The following is a 23917-nucleotide window of genomic DNA, read 5'->3' as shown; positions in this document are numbered from 1 at the left end:
CATTTTAGAGGATCTTTGAATTTAAAATTTTGTAATCAAGGCCTTTTTTTTCTAAATCTAAATATAAAGTATTTGTATTTTTTGAATTAGAAATAATCAACTTATGGTAGTCTGTTAAATTTGTAATATTTCCACTTATCACATCTGCTAAATTAAACCACTTACAATCCATTCCTGGTTCTAACATTGTTATCTCACCACAATTTTTAGCCTCAACCAGATAAAAGAAACATATGGCTTGACTAGTTTGTTGAATTTGAAAAGAAACGACACTTGACAAAGCTAATATTTCAACTTCTAATCCTGTTTCTTCAATTGTTTCACGCTTTACAGCTTTCAAGAGGTCTTCCCCAATATCTACATGACCACCTGGAGGAATCCAGATATTATGCACACTTGATGTAGGTGCATTTTTCTTAATAAGACATACTTCATCTTTATCTTCATTTAAAATAATGGCAGATACTTGAATCTTAATTAATGAATTACCATTCCCTTTCAATAATTCACTTATAAACCTAGAATATTTCCCAACTCTATTAAACTTTTTTTCTGGAATATCAACGCTAACTTTCTGTAATGATTCTCGTGTTCCCTCAATTTCTAATTCAAAATCTTGTTTATCAAAGTAAGTATTCCTATCCAAACAATATAAAATTGAATCTTTTTCTTTAATTAGTCTCTGTGTCTTTAGCAATCCCAAATAAAAGATTTTCTTTTTGGGGATTAAAACATTTAACTTTTGCTCTACCTTTTTAGGGAATTCTCCACGCAATACTGCTTCCATAAATTCTATTCGACTTATTAAAAAATCATTTTCTTCTGACTCAATTACGTCATTAATTGAAATTTTTCTCTTTATAGTTAGAATCAGATTATTCGCCTTTTCTCTGATTCTAAGAGTTATCCCCCTTTTTAAAAGTGAAAAATCTAAACTATCAAAATAGTAATTAAGCTGTTCTTGAATTATTGCACCTTCAAAGTGACTTTTACTAAGAGCGTAATACTCATCACTTGTAAGCAAATATTTCTTCTCAACTTCTACTGACACTTAAGTCCCCCCCTTTCTTTTTATTTAAATAATTATCACAAAATTCAATTAATTTTATTCTCTCGGATATAATTTCATTATAATAATCTAGAGTAATTCTCACGATGTATTTCTCTGGAAAATCTGATTTTAGTAATTCAAAAAGTAAAAACCTAATTGATTCTTGTAAACTTATCTCTACTATACCAGCTTCCAGAAACTTACTATATAAAATTTCAACTTCACAATTATTAAAATTAGTGTACAGAACTATATATTTAATCACTTCTACTTCTCTTACTCCGAGTCTTAAATATTCAAAATCAATTACACTAAAATTATTCGCAGTTATAATTACATTCGGTGGTCGTAAATCACCATGTATCATGCTAAAATGTTGACTGATTGCGTTGGTTTTATAATTAGGAAAACCAATACTTGTTTCTAAAAAAAAATTCTTATAATAATCAAGCTTTGCATAAAAATCTTTGAAAAATATAACCATTTCACTATACTCGATTCTCCGACTACTTGCCTCAACGAAGTATTGTACAAAAATTAGATATTTAAACACTCTTATATATATATTACCCTTGTTAGTTTTTATCAAATTCGGAGATAACTTATATTTTGCAAGTTCATTTTGAAATACTATAGTGTCAACCTTCGAAGATGAGAAAATTTTTAGCAAAATTTTGTTTCCTGTTTTACTATTTTTGAAAATATAGACGACATTCATATTTTCAAGTCGCTCAATAAATTTGATATCGCTTAGACCATAATATATATTTAATAAGAATTTCACACATAGTATCTTAAATTTCATTATTAATATTCAATATCACAAAAAAAGCAGAGAGGTGAACTGTAGATTATAAAACTTTAGAGCCATAAATACATTGTTAATTCAATACTAATAGTCTAGCATCAAGAATATATTTCATATTGATTTTTATTAGCTTTAACCATCCGTAATCCTGTTCAAATCTCTACTTTAAGAGTCAAGATATTAACGAAGAATTGTAGAAGCACTCAATTTAATATCTTTTACGATAGGTTTTTTATAAGCCATAATCCTCACCTCCTTTCAATATGAAAATTTAAAATTCTAGGATTTTTTTTGAATCAGATAATATTTTACTTATGCGTTCAGGTAAAATTGTATCTGACTCCAATTCAATCCTTAATTCTTCATAGTAAGAGCAATCCGTCAGATTATCAAAATATTTGAATAACCACTTTTTCTTGAACTGAGGTTTTCCTATTCTGGCTAAATATGTTGCAACTGACATTTGTAATGCCTCTAATGAGAGTATAAAGGCATCTAAAAAATTTTTCCCATGAAACATTTTAAATGCATCTTCATACAATGCTAGAAAAAGTTCATTATAATATTGAGCTGCAATTTTAGAAATAACATCAATTGTAGGTAATTCTATATCATTGAGATTGAATTGCTGACTCTTGTGACCTCGTTCTAGCCTGTAAAACAATTTTAAATCTTCATCTAGTCCTTTATACGCTAATCCATGCTTTGCAAACTTATCAATATTTTCTAATTTTTCTTTTAGATTATTTAATCCAATATATTCAATATCTACAGGGATGCCATTGAAAGAAAAATTTTTAAAATTTTTTTCTTCATCGCAAATACAATATGCATCAATATCAGATAAAGATGTACCTAAGCCATCCATTTCAGATTTCCAAATTACTATATTTTTTTCTGATACTAAATTTGATATTTCTTTAGTAATTAAAGTGTAGTCATTATTACACATATAAATTCTCCCTATCTTTTAATTTTTTATCTCTATAAGACCCTCAGAAACCAGTATTTCAATCATTTCATGTAAGTCTTGTCTAACTATATCTAAATTCTCATTATATAAATTCGATAAGTTAATAGCAATATCTTCCAAACTGTATTTTTCAATACTATTCCAAATATATAATGAAACATCGTTAAGCAAGAATGTTCGATCACTCAATAAATTTAGTAGAAAATCCTTATCTGACGACGAATGCAGTACTGCGGATAAACTTTTTTTATAGTTCAAAATTAAACCACCTCTAAAATGGAATTGAATTCTGTTCTATCAACTGTTTCTTTAAAACACCTAATAGAGTCATTATTTATTTTATCAAGTATAGTTTTGTACTCCTCAGTATTACTATGAAATCTATCTGCAAGGAGTATAAACAATAAATCCTGAGTATATGGAGTGAAATTATTGTTTATATATTCAATCTCATTGTTTAATCTTTTTGATACTTCTACAATATCCCAAGTAATAACACGATTAATTGCATCAGAAAATTCTTCTCGATAGCTTTTTAAACTTGAAGAGAAATCATGATTTAGAGATAAATCAACTTTTTTTAATAATCTACAGCTATCTAATAATTTTTCAGTTCGTTCTTTATCACGTTCCGAAATAAAGATTGAGTGAGTTTTTAATATTAAACTACCTGCTTTAACACCTAGCCAATGACTCATTAATGACAGTAATGAAGAGTAAATAAATAAATCAGAATTCGTATACTCCAATAAGTGAGAGCCTTTATATGTAAGCTCTACATTTAAACGCTCCTCTCTATAATAAAAATGTACGTAAAAAGTACAATCAATATTATTATTATCATTTGCCTTCATAAAGCAAATAGCATCTGGTGAAAAAATATCATCCTTTAAAAAACCATAACTTCTTTTTATTTGATTACCGTATAAAGTATACAAGCGTTCACCTACAGTATTTTGATAAAACCCATCATCTGAATATCTCAGGTACGCACTTTTATATTTTTTTAAAATATACGCATCTGTCCTGCCGCTTAAAGAAAATAATGTGTGCACAATATTATAATTTAATTCTGATTTACTAAACATCATATTAATGAGATTTCCATGAGATATCTCTACACTATTATTGAAAATTTCAATTTTATCAGAAATAGCTGAATAGGGTACTTTCTGCTTTTGAGATCCATTAAGTAACTCCTCTAAATAAAATATGTAAAAATCTAATATAGTTTCAAATTTCATTTTTATCTCCTAATATTCCTAGTGCAGATTGTAATAATCTTTCCTCAGATTCTCTACCATCTAATCGATAATATTCTAAATTATTTAAGTATCTAGCATATAATTCTTTGGCAATTTTTAAATTTTCTAAAGTTTCTTTAGGCGTTTGTTGCTCATTCCTTTTAATAACTCTACTAAAAGCTATCTTTGGCTCTATATCGATATACATTGTGATTTTAGGCTGTATAAGGAGCTCATGTAATCTATCTACCAAGGTGTTTGTAATTGATAAATTAGAATAAACTTTATTGCAAGTCATGTACCTATCAATAATTACATAATCATACTGTTCCAATGCTGGTTTTAAAATTTTTTCAGAAAAATAAACCATTTCTAATGCCCATAAACAGCCTCTAAAAATTTCGGAAAACTCTGCCCATCTATTTGTATTGTATTTACGACAAATAGAATCTAGTTCTTTAAAAAATATCTTAGATTGATTCAAAGGCAAAAAAATAGAATTACTTCCTAAATTTTTGGAAAGATTTTTGGATAATGTAGTCTTACCAGACCCATCAATACCGCATATATATATCAGTTTTCCGTTCGACATTCTTTTCCCTACTATACCTATAATTTTCTAGCTCTGTCTTAATTTTTTGAAAATCTGAGTCCATTAATAAATTTAAATTATGATTAAAAGTTTTATTTTTTCTTATAGATTCTTCTAAATCAATTATCTCACTAAAATTTTTAAATATTGAATCTGATTTGTTAAATATTGCCGTCTCATGAGGACTCATTTGAGATATCTCTTCTATTTTTTTAAAATTACGCTGGTATACATGTAAACTTCCTACATAATGATAATAGCATCCCAAGTCTACTCCAAGTTGATACGCTATATACTCTTGAAGCATTGTAAAAGAAAAAATATCATATGGTAGACCTAAAAAGATATCGTTTGATCTCATATTTGTAATAAGGTGTAGCTTATTATTTCGAATTAAAAATTCTAAAGAAAGAGTACATGGGATATCTTTACTTTCCTTACCAAGATCATCTGCACTATATAAGGGTATTACAGCACGCCGAGTTCCTGTATCATTCTTTAAAAGCTGGATTAAGTCATCAATTAGGGGTACTATTTTGGGACCGTATGCCCCTTGAAGTATTGAACCATCATCTGAAAACTTTGCCATACTCGGAGCATAATACTCGATTTCGGATAAATCATTGCTCCCTCGTAAATACCATAAAAATTCTCCTATGGCATAATAAAGTTTAAGATTCCTAGCAGAGTTCTCTAAAAATCGTCTTTTGGGCTCCGTTAGAACAATACTAACGCCAATTAATTCTTTTACTGCCATCCCTCTTGAAACAATATGTTGCCCATTATCTTCAAGCAATTTACATAACTTAACATATAGCGAATCAATATTATTTTCACATAGATTATTAGTAAGAATGGTTTTTGTTTTCATCTTTGAATATAATTCTTTCTGAAATAAAATAATTTTGAACTTTTTCTACATACTCTAATGAACAGTTAATTGAAATTCCTTTATGATTTGAAAAGACTTTAGCAATATCATTTAAATTATTCAGACCATTATAACTTAACAGAATAAATAAATAGTCTTTCTGCAATGAAAAATACGTATCATCTGAGTATCGATGCAATACTTGATATCCATTATCTTCTGTAATATCTATATCGTGACTAATTTTATATGCCATAAATTCCTCCATAAACAACTTCAATGAAAAAAATTTGATATTTTTTTCATTGAAGTTAAAAATTTGAATTCGGTTAATTATTTAGTTGCATTGCAACAGGCAAGCAAATCACTTGCTTTATTAACCAATTCTTTCAAAGTTAATTTTTTCATTTGATCACCTCCTTTCCATGAACTATAATTATTGGATTACATAAATAATAAATTAGCATCTCCAAACTCATAGAATAAATACTGCTCATCTATTGCATGTCGATATAAATTCATAATATTTTCCGTGCCAATTACTGCTGCTGATAACGCAAGGCGACTAGTCATTGAACCGTGAAAATTTGTAATTAATGCATCCGTGATTTTGAAGTTGTAACCTGGATATATATATAAATCAGTATAATTTTTTAATGGAGATACAATTTTAAAATTATCATACTCACAGCTTTCCAAAGTCCTTATAACAGTCGTACCCACGGCAAATATTTTGTTTCCATTTAATTTAGTATCTCGAATTAATTCTGCAGTTTCTTCTGGTATTTCGTAGTATTCTTTGAAAACGCTATGTTCTTCAATAAATTCTTCAAAAATTTTTGTATCAACTGATGCACAATTTAAAGTAATATATCCAATTTTTACGCCTTTTTTTCTTAAAGCTCTTAAAATTCTATTAGAAAAATGTCGGTTAGCAGCAGGATTTTCAAATGAACCTAATTTATTAGCAATTCCATTTTGATAATAAGCAATGGACCACTTTTTTCTCGTATAAATAGACCTTACAGCTTCACCATGTACTAGGAGATAATCATATAAGTCTTCTTGTGAACAATTAAAACTGCACAAAAATTCCTCACCATTAATATTTTTATCTACTGTAACATTTATTTTATCGCTAAGAAAAAATTTTTCTGATATGATTCCATCCTGTAAATCTGACCTAATTCTGATATAAATTACATAACCTTCTTCATTTTTTGTTTTTATATGAAACTTTACTTCCCCATATTTTTCAGAGTACGCATAAAATATAGGAGAGACTGTCTTACTATTATTTAGAATAATCAAATCTCCTGGATTAATGTAATTATGAAAATTCAAGATATAGTCATCAATAATTTTATCTGAATTTTTAAATCCAATAATCAATCTTGAACTATCTCGACTCCCTGACATAAGTTCTACTGGCTCCCGAGCAGCTAATTCAACCGGTAATTCATATTTCAATTTATTTGTGTCATTTAGCATGATTTCCTCTTTCTAACGTTAGACTAATAACATAGTCTGTAGTAACTTCTAATCTTTGACAAATATAATACAAAAGATATACTGAGGGATAAGAAGTATTATTCTCTATTCTAGATAATTGCTTCCGGCTACACAAATTCTTATAAATATATTTTTGAGTTAATCCTTTATTAAGTCTTAAATTCCTCAATACATAACCTATACCATCCATTTCTTCACATCCTTCAGATATCTTGATTTTATTATCAACTTTTCTTAAAAGTAAAACAAGACCCACATATGTCCCATTTGAATCACTAGAAAATATATACAGAAAATCAATGAAATTCTATTTTTTGCCACAGTATAATAAGGGTAACTAGTCTTATAAAAATTATTTTATCGTCATATCTGAGAGTTTATCAGCTATTTCATAAAAATCATCAATCTTTAGCTGAGACACATTTGTCACAATCATAAATAGCATATAGTTCTTGACATATAGTCTAATATATGAAAAAATACTTATTGGAGGTTGATAATATGACTGAAAAAATCAAAAACTGGGTTAATATTTGCGTTTTGAAAAATCAAGAAATTTTATTACTTAATAGACAGCACGATAATTTTCCTGGCTGGATTCCACCGGGGGGAAAAGTTGAATTCCCTGAAAGTTTTTTTGAAGCTGCACTACGGGAGCTTAAGGAAGAAACTGGACTCACTGCATTAAATCTTGAATTAAAGGGAATTTCAGGCTTTACTAATTCAATTGGTAATGAGAGATTTGTCTTCTATGACTTTTTATGTACTCAGTTTACTGGTGAACTAAGCACATCTGATGAAGGTGAGCCAAAATGGTGGAATCTAAAAGATATTGATAAAATACCAATGCAAGATGATATAAGAAAAAGGATACCGCTTTATTTAAGAAAAGGAAGCTTTGAAAGTATTAACTACTGGGATAATAATAAGAAATGCATTAGTGAAAACAAAACAATTTTATTTGACTAATATTCTCTACAGTATAATCAAATACAAAAGTCTCAATCCATTAGTAATTTTTGTATACTTTAGTACTCAATTTTATTGGTACTGAAGTATCGTTCAATTGATAACTTTTTCTCCCATTTTCCTTTAGCCGAGTTCAACAACACTAATATAATTTTCGTTTCTCATATTTATAACTAATTAGTGTGTGTACATATATTCATAAAATATCATTAATGTACTCTTACTTTTCAGCAATTCTAATTTTTCCAAATTAGAAGCTTTCAAAAAGTTCAGCATTTATTTTATAATGATAAATTGTAAAATATAGTACAACAAAAAAACTCATAGCGTTTCATGAGCCCACTGAAAAAGTCATCAAATTGATGGCTTTTTTGTTATACTAGAGATGAGGTGAAATAATGCTTGATAATCAGTTAACTATGGATGTCAGTCCTTATTCTAGTTTGTATGATATCGTGGTTCCTAAAACCCACTTTTTACGTCAGCTAATTGAACTCTGTGATTTTAGCTTTATTTATGATGAACTAGAAAAGAATTATCGTCCCGATTTTGGGCGTAAAGCTTATTCACCGATTATGATGTTCAAATATCTCTTGTTAAAAGATATTTATAAGTTATCAGATGTAGATGTGGTAGGACGTTCCTTGTCAGATATGGCCTTTAAATTTTTTCTTGGTCTAGCTCCTGAAGATTCTGTTATCGAGCCATCCTCTCTGACGAAATTTAGAAAGCTAAGAATTAAAGATGACAAACTGCTTGATGTATTGATTCAGAAGTCTGTTCAAATTGCACTCGAACATAACTTGATTAAGAGTAAAATCCTCATTGTGGATGCCACTCACACCAAATCTCATTATAATCATAAGAAACCCCAAGAAATCCTTAGAGAGCGTTCAAAAGCTTTACGTAAAACAATTTATCAACATTCAGAAGATATCAAAATAGAATTTCCAAAGAAACCTCAAGAAGATAACCTCGAAGCAGAGTTGACCTATACAGAGGAGTTAATGGCTGTGGTTGAAAAACACGAGGAACTCTTAGCCCTACCGGCTGTTTCTCAAAAGTTCAATTACCTAAAAGAGGCTGTCGAGGACGACTTAGAACATTTGGAAGCTTCTGTTAAGGAGGAGGCTAGGCTCGGACATAAGACAGCCGACACCTCTTTCTATGGATATAAAAGTCATATCGCTATGACGGATGAACGGATTATTACTGCTTGCGTGGTCACTTCTGGTGAACAAAGCGATGGGAAATATTTACCTGAGTTATATGCCAAAACAAAGGAAAATAGTCTGGACATCGAGACTATTATTGGTCATGCAGCTTATTCGGGAAAGAACAACATTCAACTAACTCGCAAAGAAAAGATTCATTTGGTGTCAAAACTGAACCCTTCTGTTTTTCAAAAAGTTACCGTAAAGAAGAGGATGCGTTTGAATTTAATAAAGACGCAGGGCTATTTGTCTGTCCAGAAGGACACTTGGCTGTTCGCAAAGCAAGGACAGGGAAAAAATATCAAAATAAGAATCAAGTTGTCACTCATTACTTTGACATTGAAAAGTGCAAGAATTGTCTTTCCAAGGAAGGGTGTTATCAGGAGGGAGCAAAGTTTAAAACTTATTCATTGGCTATTAAGAGTAACGACCATCTTTTCCAGAAGAAATTTCAGGAAACACCTTATTTTAAAGAAATGGCCAGACATCGCTATAAAATCGAAGCGAAGAATGCCGAACTAAAACAGAGACATGGCTTTGATGTCGCGAGAGCATCGGGTCTTTTCAGCATGGAGTTACAGGCAGCCACAACCATCTTCGTGGTCAATATAAAACGAATTATGACCTTAATAAATACAAAATAACCGAGGAATTCGCTCAAATTGATGAAAGATTCCTCGATTTTCCTTTCATTAAAAGTAAGCTCCTTATTTTTTCAGTGGGTTCGTCCTTCTACAACTGTATTATCCTCAACTTTTTACCTAAAAGCTCTGATAGAGGCTGGGCAAAAACTCAACTTAAGGAGAAAATAAAGCAAATTTTCTAACAATAAAACGCATAATATCAAGGATTTAACACTTGATACTATGCGTTTTCTAATTTTAAAGACTTTTTGCCCAGTCTTACCAAACTAGAATGGCCTTTGAAAAGTTGCCATTCATTAAACCAAATAGGTTCATCTGTAACAGGATGACGTTGAGTTAAGGTATTTCCTCTAACTATATTTTTATGAATAAGATAATATGCAGATTTATAGATGTCACTTCTACTTGTTAGCTTAGTACTAAAAATTTGTTCGTACCAATCTAAATAATAAAGAAACATACGTGAACGTGCTACTTCTAAATTATCTTCGAGAAATTCTATCCCATATATAGATGATAATGCAATCAATGATTTTGTCTTCCAACTTCTTTCATCATATTGCATATTACATGATAACAGCAGATAATTTTCTTTCTAAAATAGCTTGCAAAAATTTCCCATCTCCTGCAGAAGGTTCTAAAAATGTTGCAGAAATATCTTCACAAGTCTCTTTAATACCTGGAGTATCTAATATTTTCTGTACCATCCAGAATGGTATAAAAACCTCTCCATGCTTTTGAACACGCTTTTTTGATTTGATTAAATTCTCTTTCAAAGTCTACTCCTTAAAAACGTTTATCTTTTAAGATTATACCATTTTTTAATCTTATATCTAACTATTTCTAAAGGGGGTTGGGGATTCCCCCAAAAATTAAATCACCCAAAAAGTACATACACTATGTGTATACAAATTTTGGGAATGATTTTAGGAGTGTGTGTATACAGACTCTGAGCTCGCAAAGTCATATTATGAAAAATTTTTCCTTCTCGACAAAATAATCCAAAAAATCAATTTGACTGTCATTTGTGTGTACAAATATTTTAAGAAGATATATAAAAAACGCTGCAAAATTTTTAACAGCGTTTCTTTATTTTAAAATTCTCATATGTCTTTCTTTTTTATGGTTAGCATCGTAGTATTCCAGCATCGCATGATACAAACGAGCCTTCGTTTTATCTTGTTGTTTAATTCCATGAAGAAATAATTCTGCTCGCTTTAATTTCAGTATGTATTCGCATATCTGATCGAAATCCTTATCCATATTACTTTTGAAAATAAACATCTTTTTCCTCCATCACGTCAACTATTTTTTGCATCATAATAGACATATCCATTTTATTTTCATAGCTTATTCTCCCAACTACAGTTGCAAGACGGGCTATAGAATTGATATTCTTTCCGACTTGTTCCAACTCTTCTGTTAAAGGAACTAAACCTTCAAAGGAGACTTTTTGGATGTTCAAATCTGTTCGTATTAATTTTTGTCTAGCAAACTCAGAAAAATTACGAATATTTTCCTTCCTCATACAATCATTTAATTTTTTATTTTCTTTTTCTGTCAAAAATACCTGTTTCAACACCGATTTTATTCTCATACTCTTATCACCTTGTTTTCTTATTTAGTCGTTTCACAAGTTCTTTCACTTGTTTGCTTGTCTTCTTTTCATATCCTATCATCAGCTCAACACAATAGTGAAATATCCTTTCATTATCAAAATCTTCACTTTGTTCTGCTATTCTTTCTAACTGACGTAAGTTATTGATAATTCTTCTAACTTGAAATATAAAGTCATGATAGGATTCAAAATCAAATTGAAGATAAATAGGCGAGCTCTTAAATAACATTTTTCTGGCATAAGAGGAAAAACTTAGATGGTTTGTCATTTCAATCAAGTTATTCACTATTTCATTTTGTTCCTCAGTGATGTAACATTTCTTTAGAACAGTCCTATATCTACTCATTTATCATATACTTCTTTCGGGCATTTTCATGGGCAATAGCTTTGCACTCCAGCATACGTTCCTGCTTTAAATTCTCCATAGACTTAAATAAATACGCCAAAGGAGACGTCGCATCCTCAGGAATCCGTTCAATCATGCTAATGACTTCATCACTTGTTACATACCCACTAGCCAAATACTCGCCTATCTTCATCTTCTGAGCATGTGTTAAAGTGTAATTGTTAGGATACAAAAATCTATCATTGTACTTATAAGAAATGGATTCTAACAAAGAATAATATTTGGGTGGAATATAAGTTTCAGGCTTTCTAGAACTATTATCCAGTATATTCTCAATCTCTTTCTTATTCTTACTCTTGTTCTTAATCTCTTGCGTTACATTATCATTTTCATCCGTTACTGTAACGTTACAGTCTAAAACGAGTTGTGGCTCGCCTGTAATTAGTGCTTTTTGTTTTTGTCTATGACGAGCAACACGTTCCCTAGTTTGTTTTCTAATCTTTTCTAGTCCATCTATATTCTGATGTTTCTCCCATTTTGGAATGGTAATAGCGCCATCTATGATTTCTATCATGCCAAATTCTTCAAACATGCTGAGAGCTAATTTTACAGATGTAGCCTTTCGTCTAAACACTGTTGAAAGCATCTCTTCTGTGTAATAAACCTTGTTCCCTAGACTTAATATGCCACTATTATTTTGCTTTCCTGCAAGCACCAGAATTTTAAACCATATTACAATAAGAGTATCTCCTTCTGGCATCGATTCTATTAGCTGAATTTTTTCATCATCAAATATATCTGTCGTTATCTTGATCCACTGAACACCATTCATACGAGTACCTATCTTTCATATTGCTTCAACCATCGTGTTACTGCTCTTTTATCGTATAAAGTCACTCCATCAATCACCATGGTTGGCATTCCTTCTTTCGTCCATTTTTGGATTGTTGTCGTAGATACATCTAACCACCTAGACAAACCTGACATACGAACCATAGGTTTATAAAGTTCTTTATCTTCAAATACTCTTGCTACAGCACTTGAAATCATCTCATCATAGTGAGCACGTAATTGCTTCTCTAATTCTTTAGGAAGCTGGACAACTAAAGTAGTTTCCGACATAAATTCACACCTCATTTCTAAATTAAATAAGCTCCGAAACCATTTAATTTGTTATTCATTTTGAATTATATATCCTTTTTGAATTTTTGTCAAGCTTTTTTATTCAAAAAGAATAAAATGTGTTATAATGATAAAAAGGAGGTTCTTATGACGAATCATATTACTAAACTGATAGAAAATAGCGGAAAAAAATTGACAGAAATTAGCGAAGCTACAAATATAGCCTATCCTACACTTTCTGGATACAATCAAGGAATCCGCAAACCTAAAAAAGATAATGCTGAAAAATTGGCAAAATACTTTAATGTTTCCGTCGCTTACATTATGGGACTTGATAGCAACCCACACGCTCCATCAAATCTTAAAATTGTTACAGATAGTTTCAAAACATCTAAAATTGGTTCTGTGACACCTTTTAAAAGCGATATGGAGAAATTAAAGAAAAGTATCGAATTTGGAGAAAGGTCATTAACACTACCACTTGATGATAGTTTTTCAGATGAATTTCGTCACATATTCTCAGAATACCTAGCTGAGAAAAACAAACATTTTATGTCTGAGTTTATAGACTATATGAATCACCAAAATAAAGACTCTAAAGTTTGGCAGAGCTGGATTAAAACAGACGAATACGCTATCCGCCAAGAAGATAGAAAAAATAGATAGACACTCATTTCTCAATTACATAAGCTCCGAAAACTTAGATACGGAGAAAAAATGTCTATACACAAATACAAAACCAAAAAAGGAATCCTATACTATGTTAGCTTCTACATTGGCTTAGATGCCTATGGAAAGAAAAAAAGACACTTAAAAAGAGGATTCAAAACTAAAAAAGAGGCAAAATTGTACGAAGCTCGTTTAGAAGCTGGTGTCGTCGCCCCCATAGTAAATACCGACAAATCTAACCCCAAAGTCACTTATAAAGAACTTTATCAAGAATGGTTTAAGGCCTATGTGGGTACTGTCGAAGAAACAACTTCTTCCCAAACTAAGAATATCTATCGAATACATATTCTACCAATATTTGGCGATAAATTTATTGACCAAATCAGTCCTTTAGACTGTCAAAACTTTATTACTCAAAAATCTCAGACTTTCAAAAATATCAAACAGATAAAATCCTATACCTCAAAAATTTTTGATTTTGCAATCAATATGAACTACATTGATCGAAATCCAATGAAGAATGTTATCATGCCTAAAATCAAAAAGACAAGATCAAATAATTTTTGGTCACTGGAGGAATTACATCATTTCCTAGATATCGTGAAAGAAACTGAGCCATTTAAATATTTTGCTCTATTTAGACTGCTTGCATTTAGTGGGCTACGAAAAGGAGAGTTATACGCTTTAAAATGGGCTGATATTGACTTTGATAGCAATCTCTTGAACATAGACAAAAGTCTAGGAAGAATTGACGGTAAAGCGATTGAAAAGAGCACAAAGAATGAATCTTCAGTTCGAACAATCTATCTTGATGATGAGACAATCGATATCATTAAGCAATGGAGAAATTTCTATCTGAAAGAACAATCTCAGTTGCCTCTTACAAAGCTGAATATTAGTAACGAATATATGTTCTCTTACATATCAAGCAATGACAAAATTGAACCCCTGCATGCTGACTACATTAACAATGTACTGAATCGAATTATTAAAAAGCATAAATTAAAACCAATTAGCCCACATGGGTTCAGACACACACATGCAACACTTATGTCTGAAATTGGAATCGATCCTTCTAATACATCAAAACGACTCGGTCACGCAAGCAGTCAGATGACATTAGATGTCTATACTCACACTACAAAAACTGGTGAGAAAAACTCTATTGACAAATTTGCAGATTATCTCAATAAAGCAAAGTAAAATCATGATGTTTAAAATCTAAAAGAGGTTATCAGAAGGTTATCACAAAGCTATTCGAGCTCAAAAATCGACAAAAAAGCACTTTGCAAAATCTTTGCAAAGTGCTTTGAAACGTTGATATAATCGTATTGATTAACGTTTTGAGAATTGTGATGCTTTACGAGCTTTCTTAAGACCTGGTTTGGCTAACTGAAAAATTAAATTAATTCAAATACCTTTGTTTAAGCAATATCTATCTGCAAAATATTAAGTTGATTTTTATCTACTTTCAAATAATTTTATCTAAATAGGGCAAATTATTCTACAAAATAAACAAATATGAGTCAGGTATATCAACAATTTGGCCTATAGCACAAAAAATCAATGACTAAATCAATAAACCAAGCGTACCATCTCTACTTTCAAAAAAGTAAAGATGGTACATTTTATATAAGTAATAAATTAAACACCAAAATGCTAACCACCTTCTACTACATTGTTGGAATAGAAAGATCAAAATATTCCTTTTATTTTCCCAAATAATTAAGGTTGACAAATATCTAGTTTTTTTATAAAATTGAATTACAAAATGTATTTTTGGATTACATATGTATCATTACCTAACAAATCATTATTTACTTAAGAAGTTCGTGTTTATTATGCCTCCTTAACACATTCAACTATTGAAAAAGCTAAAATTAAAAAGGAAATCAGAATATGAAAATACTAAACATTAATATTAATGACTTTGGTGGCCCCGAAAACCATCGTGAAGATTTTAAAAACAAACTTGGAAATGGCAAATATATTCAAGAATGGGACAAGCTGGATAAAAAGGAAACAATAAATTCTTTTATCAGTAAAATTGATGAATACAAACCTGATATTATTATCATACAAGAATATGATATAAATTCTACAGAATGTCAATATATTTTTGTACCCCTGATGCGTAAGAAAGGTTATATTCTAAAATCAGTACTACCAACACCACGTGCATCTATGACAGTTTTCTTTGTTAAAAATGGTCTAAGATATAAACCTATTTTAACAGAGCATCGGCGTAATGGCAGAGCATATGCAATACAAGTAAATGATTTAGTAATTTACGGTACACATGTTCCACCAAGTGGCAATGTTGAGAGTTTCTGGAAGGAAATCAATAATTTTGTACAAAGATTCAAGAACAACAAGTTGTTGCTCATTGGAGATTTTAATACCGTGAACTTCAAGAATAATAAAGCACTAGATAATTTATTAGAAAATCCTATCCATAAAATCCATAAAATTTGGTCTCATGAAGGATGTAATATTCCAGGAGATTATGTATTGGCTAATTTTGATATCAATCAAGATAGGATTGATTATTTTCCTACTAAAACCATTACTGACCATGAATTCGGTGTGGTTATTACAACAGACTAGACTAACTTCTCATTAAAGTTGAGTAAATAAACTGAATGACATTCTAGAATTAAAAGGAGAACTTATGGCATCAATATTCTTTTTTAACGCCCCTAATGTTTTAGTCTACCAAATTCAAAAAGAAAAGGTAGTGGCGAGAAATATAACTTTAGATTATTCAAATTCCGATTTTGTCTTCCCAGTAATAGATGCTTATATTGATTCAGGAAATAGTTTTGATTTTATTTTTAGCAACAATGTTTTAGTTATACCTGATCCTCGCCCAAAACAAAGCATTAAGACATATTCTCTCTATTTTAACAGTGATATGATTCCAATTTCTACACAAGGAGAATGGATAGCTTGTTTTGGCATTATAAAAAAAGAAAATGACATGATTGTTGCTGGAAATATTCAACTCGATCAAACGTTACATTTAATAAAACATTTTACAATAACAGATTCTAACAATAATCGTTTACCTATACAATACACATAGAGAAAAGTGAAAGTTAGCCACATTACTTGAGGTTCTTGATAAACATTTAACTTCCTTAGGTACTTATAGTGGAATAAAATAAAATTTGAACAAATCGGTTGAGAAGGCCAAGTTGATTTCTAGCGATATTTTAGAAGTCGCAATGTACTATTACTATAGAAACTGAATTGTTTATTGATAACATGCATTATCTTTTGTACTTTTCCCTAAAACAAATCCATTTTTAATTATAATAAACTACACAATTACTATAAAGGAGAATTTATAAGTGGAATTTCAAGTTAGAGTATCAAGTGAAGCTATTTTTTATTTTGAAAAATTGAAAAAAATGTATTCAAATAATTCTAAAATTGAACTCACGCGTAGTCAAATACTCACTAGAGCTTTCAAAGAAACTAAAGTTATTAGCAATTGGACATCTATCATTAATGATACAGAAACAATATCATTAGAATATTTAGAATATCAAAAAGGCTACGGAACTAATGTAAAAGTACAAATAAGTGATGAGGTTGAAAAGGGCATTAGGGAGTTAAAAATACTATTACCAAATTTTACAACTACTAGAAGTGTAACCATCGGAGTTGCTGTTAAATTTATGTTAAAAGGAGCTATTATATTAAATAAAACAGGAAAGATAAATACAGATAAAAATTTATCTACCATGGAAGCAATAGAGGAATTAAAACAAAATTTGCACGATATAGTTGCTCCCATAAATTATAATATACTAGAAAACATATTGAATAATTTTAAAGATAGCATCTCATTGATAAAATAAAGTCTGAGTAAAAAGTCTTTAAAATTAAAAAATACATAATATCAGGTGTTGAAAAACCTTGATACTATGCATTTTATTGTAGGAAGATTTGCTCCATTTTCTACTAAAATTGAGTTTTTGACCAACTTACTTTATTATTTTATAAGTGATATCACTTATAAAAAGAATTTTCTAAAAAAAACTACAAAAATCCTTGACATTATTTTTAGATAGGATTATAATAAAAGTATAGTCGTAGTTAGACAAAATATTTTTACGGAGGCTCTTTATGGAAATTTACACTTATTCCGATTTTCTTCAAGAGAAAACTGCTTTGACTTTTGAAGATGCACATAAAATCTATAATGAACTAATTAGTTCATTTGACATAAAAGATCCAATTTTCCTCGATGACTGGACAATGTTGATTGAGTTAGCTGCAGAGTATACTGAAATTCGTGTCAAATCTGCAACAGTATCAAAAGAAAGACAAGACAAGCATGGGGATTTTAGAACTTCTGCTCATACTGCTTTCATCATACAATTGAATGCACTAAAAAGCGAAATCGAAGCTAAAGGTGGAGATACTAGTTGGTTTAATAAAATCACGAAGGATCGACAACGTCAAGGAGATTTTGCAAATTATTTAGCATACATTTATGCTGTAAGTACTAGATCATCATAAAATCAAAAAGATTTTCAAAATTTCATTTATGATTATCAAAAGTAAACTTCATTATAAAGAAAGGAACATATAATGAAACATCAAGAAGTTATTGATTGGTTGAAATATTGTGACGAAAATAGCATCAAACCATGGGATTGGGATTTTAAAAACTACTCACTTTCTCCACTACCCAATGATAGTATTACTGCTTTTTTAAAATACAAACAACTCCCTAACAATGTGGGTATAGATTGTGATAAAGCTGCATTATATCTATATAAACTTTTGGGATGGCAAGAGTCACAGGATAGTATCATTAGAGGAGAAACAATGAACTCCTTTATTACCACTTTTATAGAAGCAATTAAAAATAGTTCAAACTTTGATGAAGTTTCAGCAAAAATCGGCATAACAAAGAAGAAAATCTCAGTTTCTGTTCTTTGTGAACATCAGAATTATTTAAAATTTGAAACTATTCAAAATAATTTAGAGAACTTTAAATCATTTGCAAGAAACACTCATACAATCGGAAATTTTACAGTATTTCCTAATTGGATGAATTGTGGTAGAGGTCTTTGTTTAGGTGATTACTGGGATATCACTTTAATATCACTTCAAGAATTTTTAAACATTTTATCTCCTGAAGCATGGGAAAACTTTATAAAAATGTACCACCTTCAACCATATGTTAATTTTGATTATAGTGTAGAGTTATTTTGGGATAATCATGATAATAATGCCATCAAGCCCACAAAAGAAGAGAATTTCCAAATTTTTCTCAAAAAAGTCAATGAACGAATTGAAGAACGTGGAAAATTTATCATAAAACAAATCTGTGATCAATTAGATCAAAAAGATTTTCATTTCTACAAGGAAATTGAAAATATGGATACAATAAAATTTTCTAATGAATTTTAAACAGGAGGATATGTGGTCAGAGTATATAAAAGTGTTCGTCTTGCATATGAAGCCAAAGTATGGATAGATGAGCTTATTCAAAATAAAGAACGTAAAATTAAAGAACTAAGTCAGAATAATTTTCTAAGTACATTAGAACAAACACTTCTATCAAATCATTACGATGAATTAAATGGTGTTTCTTTCAATATCGTTTTAAAAGCTTCTATCGGAAGTGTCATTGAAGAATCATATAGAAATACAAAACATTACTCCACTGATAAATGGCAAAAACTACGTCAAGAAATGGAAAAAGATATCAAAAATGTCAATCCTAGTCTAGAAACATCCGTAACTCCTAGACTCTATTTAGATGAAAATGTTCTAAATGGTCTTGATGAATTTCGATATCATTTAATGAAAGAAGATGGTGCTACTAGATTACCAAGGCTTAGTTACATCATTAAACTTGTTGTATATTCCTATTGGAAGACACAACAATAACCTAAGCAGGGTTTGCTTAGGTTCTCTATACAAATAATTGTATAGTTGTTTTACTACTTAAAAAGGTGGTTGTTTATGTTTAAACTAAAAAAAGAAGCTAACTTAAAAAGAAATTATTTTATTACAAGTTCACGTTTAAAATGGTTACATCTGATAATAATTATCTTTTCTATCTTTGTTTTATTAGGTTTAATAGTAAGTATTAGAGCTCCTGCTTCTATTCAAATCTTATGTATTGTCTTTGGTATTCTAGCAATCTATAAAATAAATAATAAATTAAAAGATTTTAGATACGAACTAGATTTTGATTTAATTATCAGAGAGAGCTTACTATTTGTTTTATATACAAATCATCTCTACACTTCGGAAAAGGATAATTCCGGCTACGAAAAAATTATTAGAAGTGCGATTTTAAAATATGAATTAGATAATCAAAACGGTCGTATTATCATTAAAGCGCTTATCAGAGGTGACGAATTTAGTAAAAAGGTTCAGACACTTGATGATGTATTAGCTGGAGTTCTAGAACTTGAACTAGAAGAAAAAATTACTCATCCTAATATTGTGGAATATCACTTTTATTACAAGAAACCTGATAGACTAATATTATCAACTCACAGTCATAAAAAAGAGATAGATAATCTTGATATAGACTTAGGATATGATATAACTTATAATCCTATAAAATGTCCTCATATTTTAGTTTCAGGCGGTACAGGTAGTGGAAAATCTATATTTATATCTTTCTTAATTATTGAACTTCTTAAAAGAAACTCAACACTATATATTGCAGATCCCAAGAACAGTGATTTAGGTAGTTTATCTCATTATTTAAGCGATAAATATGTAGCAACCACACCAAATAATATTGCTCGGATTATCCGTTTAGTAGTTGAAGAAATGCAAGAACGATACCAATATATGCGTGATAACTTTCAATACGGCTCAAATTTTACTGACCATGGCTTTAAGCCAGTATGGCTTATATTTGATGAAATGGGAGCATTTCAAGCTTCAGTAACAGATAAAAAATCTAAAGAAGTTATCACCGAAGTAATGGACGGTATCAAACAAATTATCCTACTAGGGCGACAAGCAGGAGTATTTATTCTTATATCTGCTCAACAAATGAGATCTGAAACTTTAAACACTGATCTTAGAGATAATTTAGGACTAAGAATAGCTTTAGGAGCAAACTCAATAGAGGGATACCGCATGGTCTTTGGCTCAGCTACACCTGATAAGTTTAAATCTATTGAAGAAAAAGGAGCAGGATATCTTTATATGCAAGGCTCAGGGAAAGAAAAAGCTCAATATTGGGAAAGCCCTTATCTTGATACAACACAATTCGATTTTATAAAAGAACTACAATTATACATAACAAAGTCAAAATAATTTCAATAGATATTTTTGCTTAAATTCAATAGATTTTCAGCAAAAATATCTATTCCTCATCGCTTAAGCGATGACAAAAAGAAACGAGGTATTATATGAAAATTAACGATTTTCTTAAACCAGAATTATTGGGAAATAAATTCGTGGCAGTAAAAGGATATACAGAAGTTCTGGACAGAGAAACAAATAAACCTGTAGCACTACGTCTTAATGTTTCAATTCAAGATGAGGATTCTGATTTCTTTATGGAAATGATTCAGATAAAAGTTAATACGTTATCTCCTACGGCTACTCCTCAATTATTATCAGATAAAAAAACATGCCCCATTAAATTATCTAATTTAACAGTTGGACAATTTAACGGAAATTTATGGTTTTCTTGTAACGATGTAGTCCCTATTTCTAAATAATTCGGTGATACTATTTATGGCTAAACTTTTTGCAATATCTGATATACATGGTCACCTAGATGAGTTCCTATTCGCTCTCAGTAAAGTAGATTTATCTGATAAAAATAATCGTCTTATTTTAATCGGAGACTATATTGACAATGGACATCAATCTTTTCAAGTTATTTCCAAAATAATTGAGCTTGAGGAACTTCATCCTAATCAAATTATTACTCTTTTAGGAAATCACGAAGAATGGTTTTATGATTGGTTGATTTTAGAAAATCCTACTTCTTCTTCATTTTCGGAAACAATAAAAAGTTTCTTCTCTCCAGAGGAATTGACCTATATTTTAAAATCTAATGTTAACAACTTTGAAGCAGGTGTTAGAAATGAAATTAAAAATAATATCAAGTTCAACCCATTCATAAACTGGTTTAAAAAACGATATAGGGATAAACGCTATTATGAAACTGATACCCAAATTTTTGTTCATGCTGGTATTGATGAAGAAGCTGGCAAGCTTTGGAAAGACCTAACGAGTTCAGAGATGTTTACAAATAAATTTCCTATTACCACTGGTGGATTTTTTAAAGATATTGTTTCTGGTCAGATTGCTTCTTGGGAAGTAGCTAAAGATAAAACTTATCAGGGTAAGATTTACTTTGATGGTAAAAATCATTACTTCATTGACGGCGATGTGTATCATAGCAAAACAATACCTGTTATCTGCTATGATACAGTTACAAAATCCTATCAATATTAAATAACATCCTAAAAAAAATGGTATAATTTAATTCTATTCTTAGACTAATATCAAAAATAAAGAGGGGAATCTATATGAAGACATTATTAATTGGCGACTTACATTTAAAATCTCAACTAATTTTACCTATTGTTGACAGGATTATCCAAACACATAATATTAAAAGAGTCATTTTTCTTGGTGATTATGTTGATTTACATGGACAAACTAACAATATCCAACTATATGCCAAAGATCTCACTTTTTTATACTCTTGGAAAATAGATAAAGAGCAAAACGGAATAGAGGTAATTAATCTTATAGGTAATCATGATGCTTATTATTTACTGGGAGATCAAGCTCCTTTCTCAATTCAAAATTTAGAAGTGTTTTTCGCAGTTCAAGGATTGTTGCAGGATTTAAAATTACAAGTGGCTTATCAACTAGATGATTATTTAGTCAGTCACGCTGGTTTCAATCAAATATTTGATCCTCAAAAATGGCATTTTTCCCCCTATACCAAAGAGCATGAAGAAGAATTAGATATTCTAGCTTATACAATAGGACCAATGCGTGGTGGGGAAGCTCTTGGGGGTTCTCCTTTATGGGCTCATTTTAGAGAACTAGAGCTAATCCCTAATCACAACTACCCTAAACAAATTGTTGGACATACCCCTAAAGAATCTATCGATATTTCTAAAAATGTTATTGGTATAGATACTTTTTCATTATATATTGACAAAGATAATAAATATCAATTTATTGGTAACGGAGATTTGCTCGTTTATGACCAAGGACATCTTGAAATCATTTCAACTGACTGGGCTACAGACCAAACATTAAAACAATTACCTAAACCTCAAATTTAACTACTACTTCTCATCATGTGACTAAGCGAAACTGCCGACTGGAAGTCGGCAAGCTGGAAGCGTGTTTAGCAGAGCGATGCTTAGAAACACATGATAGAAGTATGGAGGAGCTTTGCTTCTCCTAGTTTATTTATTATATAAGCAAACATTACGAGAAAAGGAGATGATTTTGTGACTTACAATCGCAAAATTATCCGAACTTCTTCGTACCTTGAAATATGGGAATACGAATCTCCAATTTTTTCAAATGATACTACTCAAATTGATGAAGAACACATTTCACTAAAAGAAAAGAAGAAACGTAGAACTTTTGAAGAACTCACAACTGCTGAACAAGATGAACGAATAAAAAGAATTTCTAACACTCGTAAAAATTCTAAATGGAAACTTCAACGCCTAATAGATACAAATTTTGATGAAAGAACTAGTTTCCTTACCCTTACAACTAAAGAAAATATACAAAACAGATATGAGTTTAATTTACTTTTTGATAAATTTATTAAACGTTTAAACTATCACATATACCATTCCAAAAAAAGACTTATTAAATATATTGCAGTATTAGAACGACAAAAAAGGGGAGCGTGGCATGCACACATTCTCCTTTTTTCATTTCCTTTTATCCCTCATAAAGAATTACTGACAATTTGGGGGTTAGGTGCAGTTCGGATAAACAAACTACATAACTTAGATGATTCTTCTAATGCTGGTCGTTATGTTGGAAAATATATGGAAAAAGGCATAGGACAGGAATTATTAGAGAGTCTAGGAAAGAAGGCTTTTTATTCTTCTCGTAATTTACAAAAGCCTGAAGAGATAAAATTATTTACAAGTGAATCCTTAGATAGCCTTGTTAAGAATGAATATATCCTATATGAAAGCAACTATATTAGCAAAGTATTTCGAAAAGGACACTTAATTGACAATAAAGTCAAATACAAAAAAATAAAGTTAAGTAAGGAGTAAGGAAAAA

At 30.1% G+C, this 23917-nt stretch carries 29 protein-coding genes and 2 pseudogenes; 15 read left to right on the top strand and 16 right to left on the bottom strand.

Annotated features, from left to right (window positions below):
• Positions 1-4 precede the first annotated feature (4 nt).
• The 10 genes from QM956_RS07495 to QM956_RS07450 all read right to left on the bottom strand — a co-directional run bounded on the left by QM956_RS07495 (position 5) and on the right by QM956_RS07450 (position 7241).
• The gene (locus QM956_RS07495; RefSeq protein ID WP_173875785.1) at positions 5-1051 is read right to left on the bottom strand and encodes an NUDIX domain-containing protein; all 1047 of its coding nucleotides are present in this window, start codon (positions 1049-1051) and stop codon (positions 5-7) included.
• Complete coding sequence (locus QM956_RS07490; RefSeq protein WP_173875784.1) at positions 1035-1835, bottom strand: phosphotransferase; 801 nt, start codon at positions 1833-1835, stop codon at positions 1035-1037. The genes QM956_RS07495 and QM956_RS07490 overlap by 17 nt, the downstream gene beginning before the upstream one ends.
• 295 nt (positions 1836-2130) lie before the next feature.
• Positions 2131-2811 (bottom strand): hypothetical protein, encoded by a 681-nt coding sequence (locus tag QM956_RS07485; RefSeq protein ID WP_084930093.1) that lies wholly within the window; start codon positions 2809-2811, stop codon positions 2131-2133.
• An 18-nt stretch (positions 2812-2829) separates the two neighbouring features.
• Positions 2830-3090, bottom strand: a complete 261-nt coding sequence (locus QM956_RS07480) for a PqqD family protein (protein ID WP_158086604.1) — start codon at positions 3088-3090, stop codon at positions 2830-2832.
• Between the two features lie 2 nt (positions 3091-3092).
• Complete coding sequence (locus tag QM956_RS07475; protein WP_084930091.1) at positions 3093-4076, bottom strand: hypothetical protein; 984 nt, start codon at positions 4074-4076, stop codon at positions 3093-3095.
• The gene (locus QM956_RS07470; RefSeq protein ID WP_084930090.1) at positions 4066-4668 is read right to left on the bottom strand and encodes a RuvB-like domain-containing protein; all 603 of its coding nucleotides are present in this window, start codon (positions 4666-4668) and stop codon (positions 4066-4068) included. Before QM956_RS07470 ends, QM956_RS07475 begins: the two co-directional genes overlap by 11 nt.
• Entirely contained in the window at positions 4631-5539 is a 909-nt protein-coding gene (locus tag QM956_RS07465; RefSeq protein WP_084930089.1) for a thymidylate synthase, read from the bottom strand. The genes QM956_RS07470 and QM956_RS07465 overlap by 38 nt, the downstream gene beginning before the upstream one ends.
• Complete coding sequence (locus QM956_RS07460; protein WP_084930088.1) at positions 5514-5795, bottom strand: hypothetical protein; 282 nt, start codon at positions 5793-5795, stop codon at positions 5514-5516. Before QM956_RS07460 ends, QM956_RS07465 begins: the two co-directional genes overlap by 26 nt.
• A 188-nt stretch (positions 5796-5983) precedes the next feature.
• The gene (locus tag QM956_RS07455; RefSeq protein ID WP_173875783.1) at positions 5984-7030 is read right to left on the bottom strand and encodes an S-adenosylmethionine:tRNA ribosyltransferase-isomerase; all 1047 of its coding nucleotides are present in this window, start codon (positions 7028-7030) and stop codon (positions 5984-5986) included.
• Complete coding sequence (locus tag QM956_RS07450; RefSeq protein ID WP_368039306.1) at positions 7020-7241, bottom strand: helix-turn-helix domain-containing protein; 222 nt, start codon at positions 7239-7241, stop codon at positions 7020-7022. The genes QM956_RS07455 and QM956_RS07450 overlap by 11 nt, the downstream gene beginning before the upstream one ends.
• Positions 7242-7552: 311 nt before the next feature.
• Here QM956_RS07450 and QM956_RS07445 point away from each other — a divergent pair, with 311 nt between their 5' ends.
• Both QM956_RS07445 and QM956_RS07440 read left to right on the top strand, forming a co-directional pair.
• Positions 7553-8020, top strand: coding sequence for an 8-oxo-dGTP diphosphatase (locus tag QM956_RS07445; protein WP_084888180.1), 468 nt, complete (start codon positions 7553-7555; stop codon positions 8018-8020).
• Positions 8021-8418: 398 nt separating this feature from the next.
• Positions 8419-9878: pseudogene (locus tag QM956_RS07440) on the top strand (IS1182 family transposase).
• A 256-nt stretch (positions 9879-10134) separates the two neighbouring features.
• Here QM956_RS07440 and QM956_RS07435 read toward each other — a convergent pair.
• The 6 genes and pseudogenes from QM956_RS07435 to QM956_RS07410 form a co-directional block, all read right to left on the bottom strand.
• Positions 10135-10654, bottom strand: a pseudogene (locus QM956_RS07435) (methylase); the annotation flags it as partial.
• 313 nt (positions 10655-10967) lie between these two features.
• The gene (locus tag QM956_RS07430) at positions 10968-11162 is read right to left on the bottom strand and encodes a hypothetical protein (RefSeq protein WP_000469564.1); all 195 of its coding nucleotides are present in this window, start codon (positions 11160-11162) and stop codon (positions 10968-10970) included.
• Complete coding sequence (locus tag QM956_RS07425) at positions 11143-11475, bottom strand: hypothetical protein (protein ID WP_153209585.1); 333 nt, start codon at positions 11473-11475, stop codon at positions 11143-11145. The genes QM956_RS07430 and QM956_RS07425 overlap by 20 nt, the downstream gene beginning before the upstream one ends.
• 7 nt (positions 11476-11482) lie before the next feature.
• Positions 11483-11842, bottom strand: a complete 360-nt coding sequence (locus QM956_RS07420; protein WP_153209586.1) for a transposase — start codon at positions 11840-11842, stop codon at positions 11483-11485.
• On the bottom strand, positions 11835-12674 hold the full coding sequence (locus QM956_RS07415) for a phage replisome organizer N-terminal domain-containing protein (RefSeq protein ID WP_001014727.1): 840 nt from the start codon (positions 12672-12674) through the stop codon (positions 11835-11837). The genes QM956_RS07420 and QM956_RS07415 overlap by 8 nt, the downstream gene beginning before the upstream one ends.
• Positions 12675-12682: 8 nt before the next feature.
• Positions 12683-12964: a DNA-binding protein gene (locus QM956_RS07410; protein ID WP_153209587.1), complete on the bottom strand. Its 282-nt coding sequence runs from the start codon at positions 12962-12964 to the stop codon at positions 12683-12685.
• 147 nt (positions 12965-13111) lie between these two features.
• Between QM956_RS07410 and QM956_RS07405 the strand changes: the two genes are divergently transcribed.
• The 13 genes from QM956_RS07405 to QM956_RS07345 all read left to right on the top strand — a co-directional run bounded on the left by QM956_RS07405 (position 13112) and on the right by QM956_RS07345 (position 23910).
• Positions 13112-13630: a helix-turn-helix domain-containing protein gene (locus QM956_RS07405; protein WP_150922772.1), complete on the top strand. Its 519-nt coding sequence runs from the start codon at positions 13112-13114 to the stop codon at positions 13628-13630.
• A 51-nt stretch (positions 13631-13681) separates the two neighbouring features.
• The gene (locus QM956_RS07400; RefSeq protein ID WP_150922771.1) at positions 13682-14836 is read left to right on the top strand and encodes a tyrosine-type recombinase/integrase; all 1155 of its coding nucleotides are present in this window, start codon (positions 13682-13684) and stop codon (positions 14834-14836) included.
• Positions 14837-15532: 696 nt separating this feature from the next.
• Positions 15533-16240 (top strand): exonuclease/endonuclease/phosphatase family protein, encoded by a 708-nt coding sequence (locus tag QM956_RS07395; protein WP_065427248.1) that lies wholly within the window; start codon positions 15533-15535, stop codon positions 16238-16240.
• 64 nt (positions 16241-16304) lie between these two features.
• Entirely contained in the window at positions 16305-16718 is a 414-nt protein-coding gene (locus QM956_RS07390; protein WP_049512003.1) for a hypothetical protein, read from the top strand.
• A gap of 268 nt (positions 16719-16986) precedes the next feature.
• Entirely contained in the window at positions 16987-17499 is a 513-nt protein-coding gene (locus QM956_RS07385; protein ID WP_049512005.1) for a hypothetical protein, read from the top strand.
• A gap of 268 nt (positions 17500-17767) precedes the next feature.
• Positions 17768-18163, top strand: coding sequence for a hypothetical protein (locus QM956_RS07380; protein ID WP_049512008.1), 396 nt, complete (start codon positions 17768-17770; stop codon positions 18161-18163).
• Positions 18164-18235: 72 nt separating this feature from the next.
• Entirely contained in the window at positions 18236-19063 is an 828-nt protein-coding gene (locus QM956_RS07375; protein WP_049512010.1) for a hypothetical protein, read from the top strand.
• 12 nt (positions 19064-19075) lie between these two features.
• On the top strand, positions 19076-19546 hold the full coding sequence (locus QM956_RS07370) for a hypothetical protein (protein ID WP_033680728.1): 471 nt from the start codon (positions 19076-19078) through the stop codon (positions 19544-19546).
• Positions 19547-19621: 75 nt separating this feature from the next.
• Positions 19622-20941: an FtsK/SpoIIIE domain-containing protein gene (locus QM956_RS07365; RefSeq protein WP_049512013.1), complete on the top strand. Its 1320-nt coding sequence runs from the start codon at positions 19622-19624 to the stop codon at positions 20939-20941.
• 95 nt (positions 20942-21036) lie between these two features.
• Positions 21037-21351 (top strand): hypothetical protein, encoded by a 315-nt coding sequence (locus tag QM956_RS07360; RefSeq protein ID WP_033680730.1) that lies wholly within the window; start codon positions 21037-21039, stop codon positions 21349-21351.
• Positions 21352-21367: 16 nt separating this feature from the next.
• Positions 21368-22096, top strand: coding sequence for a metallophosphoesterase (locus tag QM956_RS07355; protein ID WP_414302380.1), 729 nt, complete (start codon positions 21368-21370; stop codon positions 22094-22096).
• A 74-nt stretch (positions 22097-22170) separates the two neighbouring features.
• The gene (locus tag QM956_RS07350; protein WP_049512015.1) at positions 22171-22944 is read left to right on the top strand and encodes a metallophosphoesterase; all 774 of its coding nucleotides are present in this window, start codon (positions 22171-22173) and stop codon (positions 22942-22944) included.
• A gap of 171 nt (positions 22945-23115) precedes the next feature.
• Positions 23116-23910, top strand: a complete 795-nt coding sequence (locus QM956_RS07345) for a rolling circle replication-associated protein (protein WP_049512016.1) — start codon at positions 23116-23118, stop codon at positions 23908-23910.
• The last annotated feature ends 7 nt before the right edge of the window (positions 23911-23917 follow it).

The organism is Streptococcus mitis, assembly GCF_047460035.1.
Lineage (GTDB): Bacteria > Bacillota > Bacilli > Lactobacillales > Streptococcaceae > Streptococcus > Streptococcus mitis_DW.
This window is presented reverse-complemented; position numbering and strand designations above follow the sequence as displayed.